Raw genomic sequence first — 16,178 nt, 5'->3', positions numbered from 1 at the left:
GTCTTTCTCCGTGGTCACCGCTCTATATCGCCGCTACCGGCCCGAGACTTTTGCCGAACTCATCGGTCAGACTCAGGTGACCGATCCGCTCCGCACAGCGTTGCGAACGAACCGCGTCAACCACGCGTATCTCTTCAGCGGCCCCCGGGGCTGCGGTAAGACGACGTCGGCGCGGATCCTTGCTCGCTGTCTCAACTGCGCTGAGGGCCCCACCGACACCCCCTGTGGCGTCTGCCCCAGCTGTGTCGAACTCGCTCGCGACGGCAGCGGCTCGCTCGACGTCATCGAGATCGACGCCGCGAGCCACGGTGGTGTCGAAGACAGCCGCGACCTTCGCGACCGGGCGATCTTCGCGCCGGCTCGCGACCGCTACAAGATCTTCATCCTCGACGAGGCCCACATGGTCACGAACCAGGGCTTCAACGCCCTGCTCAAGATCATCGAAGAGCCGCCCGAGCACGTGAAGTTCATCTTCGCGACCACCGAGCCCGAGAAGGTCATCGGCACGATCCGGTCGCGCACCCACCATTACCCGTTCCGGCTGGTTCCGCCCGCGCAGATGCTCGACTACATCGGGTCGCTCTCCGAGACCGAGGGTGTCGTGGCCGCACCCGGTGTGCTGCCGCTCGTCGTCCGCGCCGGTGGCGGGTCTGTGCGCGACACGCTCTCGCTGCTCGACCAGCTCATGGCCGGGTCCGAGGCGGGATCGATCGAATACGAGCGGGCCGTCGCGCTGCTCGGCTACACGCACGCATCGCTCCTCGATGGCGTGATCGATGCTCTCGGTGCCCGCGACGGTGCCGCGACCTTCGCCGCCATCGATCGAGTCGTCCAGACCGGTCAAGATCCGCGCCGGTTCGTCGAAGACCTCCTCGAGCGCCTGCGCGACCTCATCGTCGTCGGCGCCACCAACGAGGGCGCCTCCGCCGTGCTGCGCGGTATCACCGCCGACGAGCTCGACCATCTCGGCCGCCAGGCCCACTCGTTCGGCCAGGCCGAGCTCTCTCGCTCGGCCGACGTGGTCAACCGGGCACTCACCGACATGACCGGCGCGACCTCGCCGCGACTGCACCTCGAGCTCATGGTCGCGCGCATCCTCGTGCCCGAGAGCGACGAGTCCGGCCGCGGCGCCCTCGCGCGGGTCGAGCGGCTCGAGCGTCGGGTCGGGGTGTCTGATTCTTCCGCTCCTGCCGGCTCTGCCGGGGCTTCTGCTGGCGGCGTGCCTGCTAGTGCTGCCCCTGCTGCTTCGGCTCCTGCTTCTCGTGTCGCCTCTGCGGCTGCCGGTTCTGCCTCTCCCGGTGCCACCGCATCGTCGTCCACCCCTGCCTCCGCAGCACCGACTTCGTCGACGCCTGCCTCGTCGTCTCCTACTTCGTCCTCTCCAGCGGCCGCCGCCGACGCCTGGGCCCAGGTCGCGCCGGCTGCACCTGCCGTCTCCAGTGGCTCTTCTGCTTCTTCCGACGTGCCTGCTGCCTCTTCTCCTGCCGCCGTGCCTGCCGCTGCCGTTTCGTCGCCCGCATCGGCGTCGTCGTCTCCGTCGTCCGCCGCTCAGCCGGATCCCGCCGAACCGTCGCTGCCTGGCTCGTCGCACTCCGCAGCCTGGGCGCAGACGCCCGAGGTCGAGAACGCGGTCGAGAAGCCCGGCGCTGGTGTCGCCGGGGGCACCGTCAGCTTGCAGCAGCTCCGCGACAGCTGGCCCGAGATCCTCGAGATCGTCGAGCGCGACAAGCTGTCCGCCTGGATGGTTGTCATGACCGCCACCGTTCGCGATTTCACCGGCGACGTTCTGACACTGCTGTTCCCGAGTCACAACGACGTCGAGCTGTTCAAGCGACCCGTCGGTGCCGGCGAAGGAGTCAGCGAATTCCTCCGACGTGCCATCCAGCAGGTCCTCGGCATTCGTGTCAAGTACATCGCACGCGTCGACGAGGCCGGCGGCTCCTCGCAATCGACGACACCGGCCCAGCCGCCAGCCCCGGCGGCTACGCTAGCGCCCGTCGAGTCGGCCCGCGCCAGCGACTCGCCCGCATCGGCTCCGGCACCGGCTACGGCCCCGTCGGCTTCCGGCGCGTCGGCGTCGGCTCCCTCGGCATCGGCTCCGGCTCCGGCCCAGTCCGCACCACGGGCATCGGCACCGGCGTCCAGCGCTTCGACGTCCGTATCGGCACCGCCCACCGCGTCCGCACCCACCACGGGCTGGGATGTCGCTGCCATCCCGCAGTCCGCTCCACCCGAGCCGGATGAGCCCATCGGCGACATTCCCGAGCCCGACCTTCCAGAAACGATCACGGAGGAGCCGGCCGGAGGAGTGCCCCCGTTAGGCGCGACACCGCCGATCGAGGGCGGCGCAAGCCAGTCGCAGCCCGACGCGGCGGGGCGGCAGCCGGATCCTTCGGTTTCGACTCCGACCACGGCACCGCGAAGCGCCGGGCGCACCATTCCTCAGACCTCGCGCTACGGCGAGGCGGTCGTGCGGGAGATCCTCGGGGCGCAGTTCATCCAGGAAGAGACGATCGCGCCGCGCGTGAGCCCGCTGTCCGCACCACCGATCGAGAGCAACTGACGTGTACGAAGGCATCGTCCAAGACCTGATCGACGAGTTCGGGCGTCTTCCCGGTATCGGGCCGAAGTCGGCTCAGCGCATCGCCTTCCACATCCTGCAGACCGAAACTTTCGACACGACGCGACTCGCCGAACTGCTCGTCGACGTCAAGACCAAGGTGCGGTTCTGCGAGATCTGCGGCAACGTGACCGAAGAAGAGCGGTGCTCGATCTGCCGCGATCCTCGTCGGTCACCCGCGACCATCTGCGTCGTCGAAGAGGCGAAAGACGTGCAGGCGATCGAGCGCACGCGCGAGTTCCGCGGCCTGTACCACGTGCTCGGCGGCGCGATCAGCCCCATCGACGGCATCGGTCCCGACGACCTGCGCATCCGCCAGCTCGTGCAGCGCCTCGCCGATGACACCGTCACCGAGGTCATCATCGCGACCGACCCCAACCTCGAGGGCGAGGCCACCGCCACCTACCTGTCGCGGATGCTCTCGCCGTTCGGGCTGCGCGTCACCCGGCTCGCGTCGGGGCTGCCCGTCGGCGGCGACCTCGAATACGCCGACGAGGTCACGCTCGGGCGTGCGTTCGAGGGGCGGCGGGTCGTCAGCGACTAGCGACGCGCTTGCTCGGGGCTCGGGGCTTGGCAACCTGACGCGAATCGGCCAAACTGACGCGGCTCGCCGCGTCTGGATGGCCGATCCGCGTCGGTTTGCGCAGCGTCAACCGTCACATCGAGTTATCCACAACTTGCTTGCGGGCCCTCCACGCGCAGGCTCACTCCGTCATCGTTGATGTATGACATTTTCGCCGGCCGTCTCCCACCTTATTCGAACGTCTGACCTCCTGCGGGCCGGTCACGACGACCACTCGCTCCGTCGCGCGGCCGATCGGGGCGAGCTCACGCGGATCGTGCCGGGGGTTTTTCTTCCCTCGAGCACCTGGTCCGCCCTCGACCTCCGAGTCCAGCATCTGCTCCGAGCCGAGGCCATCCGGCCAAGCGTCAGCGACACCAGCGCCTTCTCACATCTCACGGCCGCGGCCTTTCATGGTTGGGCGTCACTCCAGCCGTGGCCCGATAGGCCGGCGGTGACCGATCCCGTCGTAGCTCGATCTCGCAAAGGGGCGACGCGGTTGGTGCACGCGTCTCCTTTGGCATCGAGCGACACGGAATGGCGCTACGGCTACCGCGTGACGGAGCCCGGTCGAACGGCGCTCGACTTGGCCACGAACCTTCCGTTTGCAGAAGCCGTCGTCTCACTCGACAGCGCTCTCCGCGATCCTCAGGAGCACGGTCCTGTGGTTCCCGGCAGCGATGAAGCCGATAAAACCGTTCTGACTCTCGATCAGCTCGATGAGGCATCTCGTCGACGAGGCGCGATTCGAGCCCACCGCCGATTCGGAACTGTTCGATCGTTCGTGGATGGGCGGTCGGGGTCGCCAGGAGAATCGCTGAGTCGAGTGGTTCTCAACGAGCGTGGATGGCCGCCACCTGTGCTGCAGCAGCCTTTCGTCGATAAGTGGGGCCTGATCGGGTACGCCGATTTTTGGTGGCCGCAATTTGGCGTGATCGGCGAATTCGACGGCTATGTCAAGTACTCACAGGGGAACTACCTCAAAGGGGCGGCCCCTGCCGACGCTGTCGTTGCTGAAAAGCGGCGAGAAGATCGACTCCGGGCGCTCCCCGAGGTTCGTACCGTCGTGCGCTGGATGTGGAGTGACGTCACCCGTGCTGAACGCCTCGACGGGTTGCTCGCGGCCGCAGGCGTGCGGAAGGCAAGGTGATGTGACGCGTTTCGGCCAAACCGACGCGGCGAGCCAGGTCAGATTGGCCGAAGCGCGTCAGGTTGCACGCGCGGGGCGGACCGGGTGCACCGGCCACAGCGCCGTAACGCCGTAACGCCGACGAAACGTCCCATACAATTTCAAGGCCAGTACCCCCGACCCCCAGGAGCCCTTCCGTGAGCTTGATCGTGCAGAAATTCGGCGGATCGTCCGTTGCCGACGCCGAGAGCATCAAGCGGGTCGCGAAGCGCATCGTCGAGACGCGCAAGGCGGGCAACGAGGTCGTCGTCGCGGTGAGCGCAATGGGCGACACCACCGACGAGTTGCTCGATCTAGCCAACGAGGTCACCCCGATCCCGGCCGGCCGCGAGCTCGACATGCTCCTGACCGCGGGGGAGCGCATCAGCATGGCCCTGCTCGCCATGGCGATCCGCGGTCTGGGTGTCGAGGCCCGCTCCTACACGGGCAGCCAGGCCGGAATGATCACCGACGCCCAGCACGGCAAGGCCCGCATCGTCGACGTCACGCCCGGCCGCATCCGCGAGGCGCTCGACCAGGGTGCGATCGCCATCGTCGCCGGCTTCCAGGGCTTCAACCGGACGACGGGCGACATCACGACTCTCGGTCGCGGCGGATCCGACACCACGGCCGTCGCGCTCGCGGCAGCCCTCGACGCCGACGTCTGCGAGATCTACACCGACGTCGACGGAATCTTCACCGCCGATCCCCGCGTCGTGCCCAAGGCCCGCAAACTCGATCGGATCACCAGCGAAGAGATGCTCGAGCTGGCCGCTGCCGGGTCGAAGGTCCTCTACATCCGCGCGGTCGAGTACGCCCGGCGCCACGGCGTCACCCTGCACGTCCGCTCGTCGTTCAACAACAACGAGGGCACACTTGTCGTCAACCCGAAAGAGGGAGAGAACGTGGAAGAGCCGATCATCGCCGGTGTGGCCGGAGACCTTAGCGAGGGCAAGATCACGGTCGTCGGCGTGCCCGACAAGCCCGGCAAGGCGGCCGAGATCTTCCGCACTGTCGCCAAGACGGGCGCGAACATCGACATGATCGTGCAGAACGTCTCCGCTGCGGCGACGAGCCTCACCGACATCTCGTTCACCCTGCCGAAGTCAGACGGAACGACCGTCATGCAGGCTCTCGAATCCGAGCGCGAGGCGATCCAGTTCCAGAGCCTCCTGTACGACGACCAGATCGGCAAGCTCGCCCTGGTCGGGGCCGGGATGCGCACGAACGCCGGGGTCAGCGCAAAGCTCTTCACTGCTCTCTACGAGTCGGGCATCAACATCGAGATGATCTCGACCAGCGAGATCCGCATCTCGGTCGTCACGCGGGCCGACACCCTCAACGACGCCCTGCGAGTCGTCCACGCCGCTTTCGGCCTCGACAGCGACGAGATCGCGGTCGTGCACGGCGGCACCGGCCGCTGACGCGCCGGGAAGAAACAAGGATCCCACGGGGTTCAGCGAGCAGACACCTCGCCCCACGACACCGGGCATCCACACGCTCGACGCCCCGCGAGACGGCACCCTGCAACACGGCACCCCGCGACACGACACCCCCCGACACCCCGCGACACGACACGAAAGAGACGAACCCATGGCTGAAGGACTCCGCGTAGGCGTTGTCGGCGCAACCGGCCAAGTGGGCGCCGTGATGCGCCGCCTGCTCGAAGAGCGCGAGTTCCCGATCGCCGAGATCCGTTTCTTCGCGACGTCGCGCTCGGCCGGCACGACGTTGCCGTTCCGCGGCGAAGACGTCGTCGTCGAAGACATCGAGTCGGCCGATCCGTCGGGCCTCGACATCGCTCTGTTCTCGGCCGGTGCGACGGGGTCGAAGAAGCACGGGCCGCGGTTCGCCGACGCCGGAGCGCTCGTGATCGACAATTCGAGCGCGTGGCGCATGGATCCTGACGTTCCCCTGGTCGTCAGCGAGGTCAACCCGCATGCGATCGAGCAGGCCGTCAAGGGCATCGTCGCCAACCCGAACTGCACGACCATGGCGGCCATGCCGGTGCTCAAGGTACTCGACGCCGAAGCGGGCCTCGAACGCCTGACAGTCAGCACCTATCAGGCGGTCTCCGGGTCGGGGCTCGCCGGGGCTGAAGAGCTGCTGTCGCAGGTGACCGCGGCTGTCGCGCAAGACGCGATCGGCCTCGTGCAAGACGGTTCCGCCGTGAACTTCCCCGAGCCGGTCAAGTACGTCGCACCGATCGCGTTCGACGTGATCCCGTTCGCCGGCAACCTCGTCGACGACGGCCTGAACGAGACCGACGAAGAGAAGAAGCTCCGCAACGAGAGCCGCAAGATCCTCGAGCTTCCTGACCTGCGCGTCAGCGGCACCTGCGTGCGCGTTCCGGTTTTCACCGGCCACTCGCTGTCGATCAACGTCGAGTTCGCTCGCGACATCACGCCCGAGCGGGCCACCGAGATCCTCTCGTCCGCGCCGGGTGTCGTTCTCACCGATGTGCCGACGCCGCTCCAGGCTGCCGGGCAAGATCCGAGTTTCGTCGGGCGCATCCGCCACGACGAGGGGGCGCCGGGCAACCGCGGCTTGGCCCTGTTCATCTCGAACGACAACCTGCGCAAGGGGGCCGCGTTGAACGCCGTGCAGATCGCCGAGATCGTGGCTGAGAGGCGTGCGAGCGCGACGGCTTAGAATCGGCGTCGTGACTGTTGCAACGGAGCCCATCGACGTCGCCCTCATCGGCGGCGGAATCATGTCTGCGACCCTGGGGGCGCTGCTGAAGCAGCTCCAGCCCGACTGGTCGATCGAGATCTACGAGGCGCTGAACGACGTCGCGCAGGAGAGCAGCAACCCGTGGAACAACGCGGGCACCGGCCACTCCGCTCTGTGCGAGCTGAACTACACCCCTCAGAAGGCCGACGGCTCGATCGAGATCTCGAGTGCCGTCAAGGTCAACGAGCAGTTTCAGGTCTCGCGCCAGTTCTGGTCGTTCCTGATCGGCGAGGGCGCGCTGCCCGAGCCCGATCATTTCATCAACGAGACACCGCACATGAGCTTCGTCTGGGGCGCAGCCAACGTCGAGTACCTCCGCAAACGGCACGAGGCTCTCGACGGCCACCCGCTCTTCACGGGCATGGAGTTCAGCGACGACCCGGAGACGATCGCCAAGTGGGCGCCGTCGCTGATTCCCGGTCGCGCCGGCGGGCAGCCGATCGCCGCGACGCACATTCTCGCGGGCACCGACGTCGACTTCGGCTCGCTCACGCGTGAGCTGCTCGACTACCTCACGAGTAACGGCGCCGGGCTGTCGCTCGGGCACCGGGTCACGGACCTGACCAAGAATCGCGACAGCACCTGGACCATCGCCCTCAACCGCGGCGCGACCAACGAGCCCATCGAGGTTCGTGCGCGGTTCGTGTTCGTGGGTGCAGGCGGCGGCGCTCTCGGGCTCCTGCAGAAGTCGGGCATCCGCGAGATTCGAGGATTCGGCGGTTTTCCGGTGTCGGGCGAGTTTCTTCGCACCGACAACCCCGAGGTCGTGGCGACCCACCAGGCGAAGGTGTACGGCAAGGCGTCGGTCGGCGCCCCGCCCATGTCGGTGCCCCACCTCGATACACGCGTCGTCGACGGCGAGGCGAGCCTCATGTTCGGGCCCTACGCGGGGTTCAGCCCGAAGTTCCTCAAGAGCGGCTCGTATCTCGACCTGTTCAAGTCGATCCGTCTGCACAACCTCTACCCGATGATCCGGGTCGGTCTGGCGAACTTCGACCTCATCAAGTACCTCGTGAGCCAGCTCGCCGCCTCCAAGCGAACCAAGTTCGAGGCCCTTCTCGAGTTCATGCCGAACGCCGACCCGAAAGACTGGTACCGCATCACCGCCGGTCAGCGCGTCCAGGTCATCAAGAAAGACGCCAAGAAGGGCGGGGTGCTGCAATTCGGAACCGAGGTCGTCGCAGCGGCCGACGGCTCAATCGCGGGCCTCCTCGGTGCGTCGCCGGGTGCCTCTACCGCCGTGCCGATCATGCTCGACGTGCTCGAGCGCTGCTTCCCTGCGAAAAAAGACGAGTGGGCTCCCAAGCTCAAGCGCATGATCCCGACGGTCGGCGAGCTGCTCGCAGTCGACGAGCAGAAGGCGGCGGCGACCATGCAGGCCACGGCGGAGACCCTCAGGATCCACGCCTAGGCCCGATCACCCCCGACGCCGGGGTCCCTTCGGCGTGAACGAGGACCCAGGTCTCCGGCCCGTGTGGCGAGGTTGGGTCGTGCGCGCCCGGCCAGGTTGGGTCGCGCGCGCCGGGGGCCACTCCTTCGTAGAGACATTTTGCGCCCGTTCAAATTTGACGCGAATCGAAATACAGGCGCGCTTCGAAATCCGTCACATTTGACGCCGCGCAAAACGTCGCCAGCAAGGTGCCACCTCCCGGAGCGAGCTTTTGGCCCAGATGTCGAGCGACTGTGCCGCTGACGGGCCCGTGCGGGCACCCCTGGACCGCGTTCGGGGCACAAATCCCAGGCAGGCGACAATCACTTTCGCCTCTGTCCCCTGAAACCGGGGTACACAGGGAGGCGCCGGGTTTGCCATACTTCGAGTAGCCCCCGGCACCCCTCGGCGGCTGCAATGCCTTGAGAGAAGGAGGATGCGTGCTGCTCGGCCTCCCGACCCACCTCGCTCCTCAAAGCTCGGCACGGGCCATCGCACGAGCCTGTCACGCGATCGCCACGGTCCTTCTCGTAGCTGCCACGGTCCTGCTCATCACGCTCCAATTCGCGCGTCCGGCCCTGATCCTCTGGCCCGCTCTCATTGCGCTGGTGCCGATGCTCCTGCTGCTCGTTCTGGTCGAGCGGGTCCGGTCGACCCTGACGACCGTGGCGTACCTCGTCGTCGGCGGTGCCTCGGTGTACGTGTACGCCATCACCGTCCTCTCGCAGATCGCCAGCGTCGACTCCTCCGACGCGTTCACGGTCTCGCTCCCCAAGCTCGCGCTCATTCTGGTCGGAGGATCGGGGCTCTCCGCTCGCCGCGGCCCGCTCTGGGCCACGGTCGGTCTCGTGCTCGGGGAGGTGGCGACGCAGGTCGCGTCGTTCCAGACGGGGTCTGCTCACCGGGTCGATGTGGCGGCGCTGCTGTGCTTCCTCTTGATCGTTGCCACGATGGGCGGATCCTTGGTCGCTCGTGAACGGGCCTCGCGCCTTCAGCCGAACCTCCACCGGGCCGCCCGCGAAGAGCAGGTGTCGGTCATGCGGTTCGAGATCGAGCAGCAGGCCTCCGCGCTCGTGCACGACACCGTCCTCAGCCATCTCGCGGCGCTGTCGCTGAGCGAGCCCGGGCGACTCGACCCTGAGCTCAGCGGGGCGATGGAGCGCGACCTGCAGGTGCTCATCGGGCAGGAGTGGCTGGAGCAGGCTCACTCCCGAGACAGCACGTTCGACGAGTGGGAGACCTCACCGCTGGGGGCGGCCGTCGTCCGTGCCGAAGACCAAGGCCTCGACGTGACGGTGACGGGCGACGTCGCCGCTCTGACGAGGCTCACCGCCGAGCGGGCAAAGGCGCTCGCCCTGGCCGTGACCCAGTGCTTCGCGAACGTACTCCGGCACTCCGGCACGACCGAGGCGGAGCTGGTGATTCTCGGCGCCGGCCCCGACGTGTCGATCATGGTGATCGATAACGGCGTGGGCTTCACCGAGAGTGAGACCCCGCGAGACCGTCTCGGCGTGCGCAACTCCGTCAGGGCCCGCATCGAGCGCGTCGGCGGCACCGTGCAGATCTGGTCGTCACCCGGCAGTGGCACCTCGGTCATGATCGGACTGCCGGCCGACGCGCAGCCGGCTGACACGCAGCAGACCGACGCGGAAGACGCCGCGTGAGCGCCCGAGAAGACACCGCCCAGCAGATCGATCCGCTCGGCGCTCTCAAGCTGCGACCCATTCCGCTCGGTCTCGCGTTCTTCGCCGGCGCCCTCGCCCTGTGGCGAACCCTGTTCCTGAGTGATGCGAACGTCGACCACGCTCTCACCGTGCTCGCACTCGTGTTCCTCGCCGGGGCGATCGTCATCGTCGCAGTCGGCTCGAGCAGCATGCGCGCCCCGCTGCGGCGGTCGCATTTCATTGCGCTCGTCGTTCTTGCCATCGGTGCCATGGTCGCTGAGGCGCTCGCGTCAGCGGGTTCTGACGGGTTGATCCGCGACGACTGGGGGCCGACGGCCGTCGGGCTCCTGCTGCTCTCGTGCGCGCCCTATCGACCGGCGCGCGACCTCGTCGTGGCGACCAGTTTCGGATCCTTGGCCGCCGCCGTGGTCGTCGGGTTCGAGGTGCCGTACTTCGAGACTCCTGCGCCCCTGCTGGCCTACCTCGCCATCGGGGTCACACCGCTCTCGGCGCTGGGAGTGGGGGCGGCGGCCTACTCGTCGTCGTTCGTGTTCCAGGTGCGAGCGTGGATGGCCCGTGCCACCACGCTGAACGACGAGGATGCCTCGTCGCTCCGCCCCGGGATCGCCCGCTCGGTGCAGCAGGATCGTGTGACCGGACTGAACCGCGACGTCGTGCCGTTCTTCTCGCAGCTCGTCGAGAGCGGAGAGATCACCGCCGACGACAGTCGCCGCGCGGGCGAGGTCGCCACTGTGATTCGGCGTCGCATCGTCGACGACGCCGACCGCTCCTGGCTTGAGCAGGCCATGCTCGACGTCAGCCCGCGGGGCGAGGTGGGCACAGTGCTCGACCGGTCGCAGCTGGCAGTCCACATGACCGGCGATCAGCGCACGGCGATCCGTGCCATCGTGAGTGCGCTCGCCGTCGACGCCACCACCCGCACCTCCAGTCTGAGCGTCGTGCTTCACGACGACGACCCGGTTGTCCGGGCACTTCTCCGTATCGAGAGCACCTCGCCCGACGTTGCCATCCGGCAGCGCTACGCCCCCTATTTCGCCGTCCTCCGCATCCTTTTCGCCGACCTCCACGTCGACGTGAACGGATCCCTCCTGACACTAAGGTTTTCTTATGCCCAGCACTGATTCGAACGGTAGCAACACTCTCCGGTCGGCTTCGGCGCGGCCCGTCCCGGTCGCTTCCTGGAACTCCCTCACGCCCGATGCGCCGTCTCAGCGTCGCGTCCGTCTGGCGATCCTCGACGACCACGAAGTCCTCCTCGACAGTCTGTCGAGCTGGATCAACGTGAACGCGTACGACTTCGACCTCGTGCTCACCGCTCACACCTGGCTGCAGCTGGTGCACAGCGACAACTTCCCGACCGACCTGGTGTTCCTCGACTTCCAGCTGAAAGAGCCGGTGTCGATCGAGGCGCGGGTTCGCACCTGCCGCGCCGCCGGTGCCAAGGTCGTCGTGCTCTCGAGCCTCGACACGCGAGAGTCGCGTGAGCGGGCCCTCGACGCCGGCGCCTCCGCCTTCCTCTCGAAGGCCCTACCCATGCGCGAGGTGATGGACGCCGCTCGCCAGGTGATGGGTGTGGCCCGCGACAGTGCTCCCCAGCGTGACTGGCGCCCGCTGCCCGTCGGTGCGGCCAACCAGAGCCGCCCCAAGCTCAGCGCTGGCGAGGCCGAGGCCTTCCGTCTCTACGTCTCAGGCTTCTCGACCAACGAGGTCGCTCAGCAGATGAACGTGCAGTACGAGACCGCGAAGACGTACCTGCGCCGCGTGCGCGAGAAGTACGCGAAGGCGAACCGTCCGGCTTCGAAGAAGGCCGAGCTGATCCGTCGCGCGGCCGAAGACGGCTACCTGCAGTAGGGCGCTGTAACCTCTCGGGGTGGCGAAACTCTACTTCCGGTACGGCGCGATGAACTCCGGCAAGAGCACGTCGCTGCTCCAGGCCGCCTACAACTACGAAGAGCGCCACCAGCGGGTGCTCCTCGCGAAGCCCGACACCGACACCAAGGGCGACGACCAGATCGTCTCCCGGCTCGGCGTGACCCGTACGACCGACTTCCTGGTGCGCCCGGGCGATGACCTCGCCGAGACGTTCGCGGCCGCCCGTCGGGCCGTGGTCGCCGAGACCGACACCGAAGGATCCAGCCGCGACGTCGCCTGCCTCCTCGTCGACGAGGCTCAGTTCCTCTCGGCATCCCAGGTCGACGCCCTGCTGCGGATCGCCGTCCGCGACGACATTCCCGTACTGGCCTACGGCATCCGCACCGACTTCCGCACGCACGCGTTCGAGGGGGCTGCGCGGTTGTTCGAGGTGGCCCACTCGCTCGAAGAGCTGAAGACGATCTGCCGGTGCGGTCGCAAGGCGATCTTCAACGCGCGTCTGTTCGACGGCCGCTACGTGTTCGACGGCGAGCAGGTCGCGATCGACGGCGAGAAGGTCACCTACGAGGCGCTGTGCGGGGCCTGCTACCTCGACGAGTCGGGCGGCGCGCTGGCCTAGGTGGCACCGGTCTAGCTGACCTGGATCTCGGCGTGCCCGGCGGAGTCCACGATCGTCACGTGCGCCGTCGTCGCAGTTCCGCCCGCGACCACCACTCGGCAGCTGAACGACACGCTTACGGCGAGAGCCTCGGAGGCGGGGCACGCCACCCGGGCCGGTTCTGACTTCAAGGCCGACGCGTAGGCTGCGGCGATCGACGACTGGGCCTGCGCCCGCGAGTAGACGAGTGCTCCGTCCGGCTGCGGGATCCCGATCACGGGCGCCTGGCCAGGGGCCGAGGATCCGGCAGCCCCCGCGGGGCTCACCGCTACGGGCCCGTAACTGCCGGCCACGGCCAGCGCCGTCTCCGTCGTCTGGCCGAGCAGGGACACCGCACAGAGCACGAGCCCCGCGACGGCGCGCGCACGTCCGATCGGCACCAGCCCTCGGGCCTCCCACCCGTTCGCGCGGACGATGCCGACGATGCTGCAGATGAGGCCGACGACGGTCCAGAGCGACCAGACGGTGTAGAGCCGGCCGGTCACGACCGTGGCGCCGACCACGCCGATCAGGATGAGGGTGCTGAGGATTCCGAGCGCGAACCCGTTTCGCGCAGGGCGGTTGGTCGCCCGCACGAGCGGCACTCGCCGCTGCTGACGGGCGAAGGGCACCCCGGTGCCGTATACGGCGTGATCGGGCTGCTGCGGGGCGTTGGCGATCCAGGCTGCGGGCGTCGACCAGCGGGCAGTCGCCGGCGAGGCAGAGCCGTGGTGGGCGTTCTCGTGCGCCAGAGGATTCACCGGCACGTAAGTGGACTGGGTGCGATCACTCGCCGGTGGGCAGGGGGTGGCGGTCGGGGAGGTCGCTGTCACGCCGGATGCAGGGGCCCCTCCGACCGGACGTGCCTCGCGGAGGCTGCGCCGGGTCGGGAGAGCGGCTTCGCTGCAGTCGACGAACGCCTCGGAGGGGAGGCTTTCGAGCGTCTCGGTCGTCCAGTTCTCACCGCTCCACCAGCGGTACGGCGCCCGGCCCGAGGGGTCGACGTACCAGCCCGAAACGGGCGCCCTGGTGGTGGTGTCGGTCACGCGATTCTCCCCTGATAAGTCGCGATCACAGCCTAGGCAGGGCGTCACAGCCGGGGGAGCCCCCAAGCGGGTCACGCAGCTACTTCGTGACGGTCAGGGTGCCGGCCGAGGCCTTGCTCGACGCCGTCGAGGTCGACCCGCTGAAGCTCGTCGTGATCGTGTATTTCTTCGCCGTAGTGAACTTGGGCAGCGACAGCGTCACGCGACCCTTCTTCGCGCTCGTCAGGGTGTAGCGCTTGACGACCTTGCCGTTGGCCGACACGGTTACGGTTCCCGTAGGTGCAGCGACGCCCGGGGCGCTGACGGCGACGGCCACCTGGGGCGTGCCACTGCGGGCGATCTTCGTGTGCGACAGCGAGGAGCGCGTCGTCGACTTCGCTTTCGTCACTGCCACCTTGACGGTCGACGATGTCGACGCCGCGAAGGCCTCCGACGACGGCGCATACGTTGCCTTGAGCGCGTACGAGCCGGCAGCGAGTGTCTTCGGCAGTGTGTACGCGACGGCGCCATTCTTCGGCACCGCGCCCTTTGAGACGGTGGTTCCGCCGCGCTTGAGGGTCAGCGTGCCGTTGGGAATGCCGCCTTCGCGATCTGAGACCCTCGCGGTCGCGGTGATACGGGTCGACGAGCCGTAGGTCTGCGTGGCTCGGTTGACCTTCAGGGTCGTGGTGGTCGCCGTGGTGGCCGGCTTCTTGGCCGAGAAGGTCGGGGCCGTCCCGAGACGGACCGACACGACCGCCCCGGACGACGGGTTGAGCGAGATGACCTTGAGCGAGAAGCCGCTGCCGTAGTCGGTGAAGCTCTCGCCCTTGTCGAGGTGGGTGTCGCGGCGCGTGGGGTCGTTCTTCGAGTCGAGCCCAGCGGCGAGCACGACGGTGGCGGGGTAGGTGCGCGAGTCGTTCGAGTTGGGGAGGGTGCGCAGGATCCTGACGCTGCCGCTCGTGGCACTACTTCCGAGCGCGCACAGCGTGAACCCGCCCGTGATCGACTCACAGTTCTGTCGGTAGCCCGCGAACTCCGCATTCGACGCGTCGGCTCCGGTCTTGGTGCGGTACTCCACGTAGTAGACGGCCTTGCTGACCGGGTCGACGATGCGGAGCGAGCGGCCCGAGGCGCTACCGGAAAGCGGCTTGATGGTGAAGCTCCTGGTGCCAACCGCGCTGTCGTCGGTCACATCGGTGATGTAGCCGGCGAGGGAGCGCTGCAGGCTCGAGAGCCCGGGCCTGGCACCGTTCAAGGAGTAGCCCATGATGTCGGCGTAGTCGCCGTACTCGCGGACGGGGCACTGGACGCTCGTAGTCGTGTTCGCGGGTACGAGGGAGAAGTCGTTGTCGGTTCCGTCGAAGACCTTGGCGCTGCGGCAGAAGCCGGCGTTGGCGTGCTGGAAACCGAGGTTGTGGCCGAACTCGTGCAGCAGGATCGGGACGGCCAGCGACTGCTCCGTGCCGTAACCGCTGAAGATCAGACCGCCGTTGCCGCCCAGGGTGCCGAAGGCCACGGTGCCGCAGGCCTCGCGGCTGAGCACGAGGAGGTGGCGGTGCGTGTTGATCCAGGAGAAGTTCGCGAACGAGCCGCCGAACGCCTTGGCTGAGACGCCGTTGAGGGTGGTGTTGGCGTCACAGGTCTTCTGGGCGAGAGAGTCGTTCTCGATTCCGGCGAGCTGGATGTCGACGGTGTGCGACGACTGCTCCCACCAGTAGTCGTGGAGCGACGAGACGGCGGCCTTGATCGAGGCGTCGTCGAGCTTGAGGCTTGACGAGTCGTCGGCAGTTGTGGCGGTTGCGGCAGCGCGGCTGACGTAGATCTTCTCGACACTGACCGTGGACGCTGCCTGAGCTGACTGGGACTGCGCCGACTCGGACTGCGTGGTCGCGCCGGTGCTTCGTCGGGAGGAGGGGGTAGAGACGGTGGGCGGCACGGCGATCATGTCGCCGGAGAGGTCGGCCGTGGTCGGAGCGGCGGCGGCCGTCTGTGGCTGGGGGACCTCCGCGGCGGTGGCCGCGGTGGGTCCGGTTGTTAGCACGCTCGCGAGTATCGCGGCGGCGGTCAGGGTGGTCAGGGCAGCGCGAAGCGCTGCCGGCCGGGGTTTCATCACTGGGGATCCTCGTGGTCATCGGGGTCTTTCCCCACAACGATCAAAACAGAGAACGCTCGTTCTCACGAGTCCCCGTAGTGGTCACGTGCTACCGCTTCCCGTGTCGTGGCTCCGAATTCGAAGGAGATCCGGCGCTTCGCAACCCAAAACATAAGGATCCGACGGGGTCGCCCCCACGTTTCTCCTTCGAATTCGGGAGCGCACCTTCGCACCTCGGCCCGGTGCCGCGCCGCGCCCGGGTCCGCGCCGCCCGAAGGGCGGGCCAGAAAGCACAAAGCAAAAGTGGCCAGCCCCGAAGGGGCTAGCCACTTCGCGCCGACCGAAGGGCGGG

At 67.8% G+C, this 16,178-nt stretch carries 12 protein-coding genes; 10 read left to right on the top strand and 2 right to left on the bottom strand.

Annotated features, from left to right (window positions below):
* The first annotated feature begins 10 nt into the window (after window positions 1–10).
* The 10 genes from VH571_RS00170 (at window position 11) to VH571_RS00125 (ending at window position 12,688) form a co-directional block, all read left to right on the top strand.
* Complete coding sequence (locus VH571_RS00170) at window positions 11–2,563, top strand: DNA polymerase III subunit gamma and tau (RefSeq protein ID WP_423262771.1); 2,553 nt, start codon at window positions 11–13, stop codon at window positions 2,561–2,563.
* 1 nt (window position 2,564) lies between these two features.
* Window positions 2,565–3,164, top strand: coding sequence for a recombination mediator RecR (gene recR, locus VH571_RS00165; RefSeq protein WP_055959575.1), 600 nt, complete (start codon window positions 2,565–2,567; stop codon window positions 3,162–3,164).
* Between the two features lie 472 nt (window positions 3,165–3,636).
* On the top strand, window positions 3,637–4,332 hold the full coding sequence (locus tag VH571_RS00160; RefSeq protein ID WP_423262770.1) for a hypothetical protein: 696 nt from the start codon (window positions 3,637–3,639) through the stop codon (window positions 4,330–4,332).
* A 176-nt stretch (window positions 4,333–4,508) separates the two neighbouring features.
* Window positions 4,509–5,774 carry an aspartate kinase gene (locus VH571_RS00155; protein WP_055959571.1) on the top strand — a complete coding sequence of 422 codons (1,266 nt, stop codon included), beginning with the start codon at window positions 4,509–4,511 and terminating at the stop codon, window positions 5,772–5,774.
* Between the two features lie 169 nt (window positions 5,775–5,943).
* The gene (locus VH571_RS00150) at window positions 5,944–7,002 is read left to right on the top strand and encodes an aspartate-semialdehyde dehydrogenase (protein WP_423262769.1); all 1,059 of its coding nucleotides are present in this window, start codon (window positions 5,944–5,946) and stop codon (window positions 7,000–7,002) included.
* A gap of 10 nt (window positions 7,003–7,012) precedes the next feature.
* A complete protein-coding gene (locus tag VH571_RS00145) occupies window positions 7,013–8,494 on the top strand; it encodes a malate:quinone oxidoreductase (protein WP_423262768.1) in 1,482 nt (493 codons plus the stop codon).
* 458 nt (window positions 8,495–8,952) lie between these two features.
* The gene (locus tag VH571_RS00140) at window positions 8,953–10,176 is read left to right on the top strand and encodes a sensor histidine kinase (protein WP_423262767.1); all 1,224 of its coding nucleotides are present in this window, start codon (window positions 8,953–8,955) and stop codon (window positions 10,174–10,176) included.
* Complete coding sequence (locus tag VH571_RS00135) at window positions 10,173–11,318, top strand: hypothetical protein (RefSeq protein WP_423262766.1); 1,146 nt, start codon at window positions 10,173–10,175, stop codon at window positions 11,316–11,318. The genes VH571_RS00140 and VH571_RS00135 overlap by 4 nt, the downstream gene beginning before the upstream one ends.
* Complete coding sequence (locus VH571_RS00130) at window positions 11,305–12,048, top strand: response regulator (RefSeq protein WP_123941923.1); 744 nt, start codon at window positions 11,305–11,307, stop codon at window positions 12,046–12,048. Before VH571_RS00135 ends, VH571_RS00130 begins: the two co-directional genes overlap by 14 nt.
* Before the next feature lie 19 nt (window positions 12,049–12,067).
* Entirely contained in the window at window positions 12,068–12,688 is a 621-nt protein-coding gene (locus VH571_RS00125) for a thymidine kinase (protein WP_423262765.1), read from the top strand.
* An 11-nt stretch (window positions 12,689–12,699) separates the two neighbouring features.
* On the opposite strand, the gene VH571_RS00120 is transcribed toward VH571_RS00125, so the two are convergent.
* Both VH571_RS00120 and VH571_RS00115 read right to left on the bottom strand, forming a co-directional pair.
* Window positions 12,700–13,752 (bottom strand): DUF4333 domain-containing protein, encoded by a 1,053-nt coding sequence (locus tag VH571_RS00120; RefSeq protein WP_423262764.1) that lies wholly within the window; start codon window positions 13,750–13,752, stop codon window positions 12,700–12,702.
* A 79-nt stretch (window positions 13,753–13,831) separates the two neighbouring features.
* Entirely contained in the window at window positions 13,832–15,844 is a 2,013-nt protein-coding gene (locus VH571_RS00115; RefSeq protein WP_423263365.1) for an Ig-like domain-containing protein, read from the bottom strand.
* Window positions 15,845–16,178 lie beyond the last annotated feature (334 nt).

This window comes from Frondihabitans sp. 4ASC-45 (assembly GCF_049472575.1).
In the GTDB taxonomy this organism is placed as follows: Bacteria; Actinomycetota; Actinomycetes; order Actinomycetales; family Microbacteriaceae; genus Frondihabitans.
Note: the sequence above shows the minus strand (reverse complement) of the source record. Positions and strands in the feature narration are given on the sequence as shown.

What these genes read in the sequence shown, in the direction of transcription:
- VH571_RS00150 (WP_423262769.1), top strand. Translation starts at nt 5,944, where the DNA reads ATGGCTGAAGGACTCCGCGTAGGCGTTGTCGGCGCAACCGGCCAAGTG.
- VH571_RS00130 (WP_123941923.1), top strand. Translation starts at nt 11,305, where the DNA reads ATGCCCAGCACTGATTCGAACGGTAGCAACACTCTCCGGTCGGCTTCG.
- VH571_RS00115 (WP_423263365.1), bottom strand. Translation starts at nt 15,844, where the DNA reads ATGAAACCCCGGCCGGCAGCGCTTCGCGCTGCCCTGACCACCCTGACC.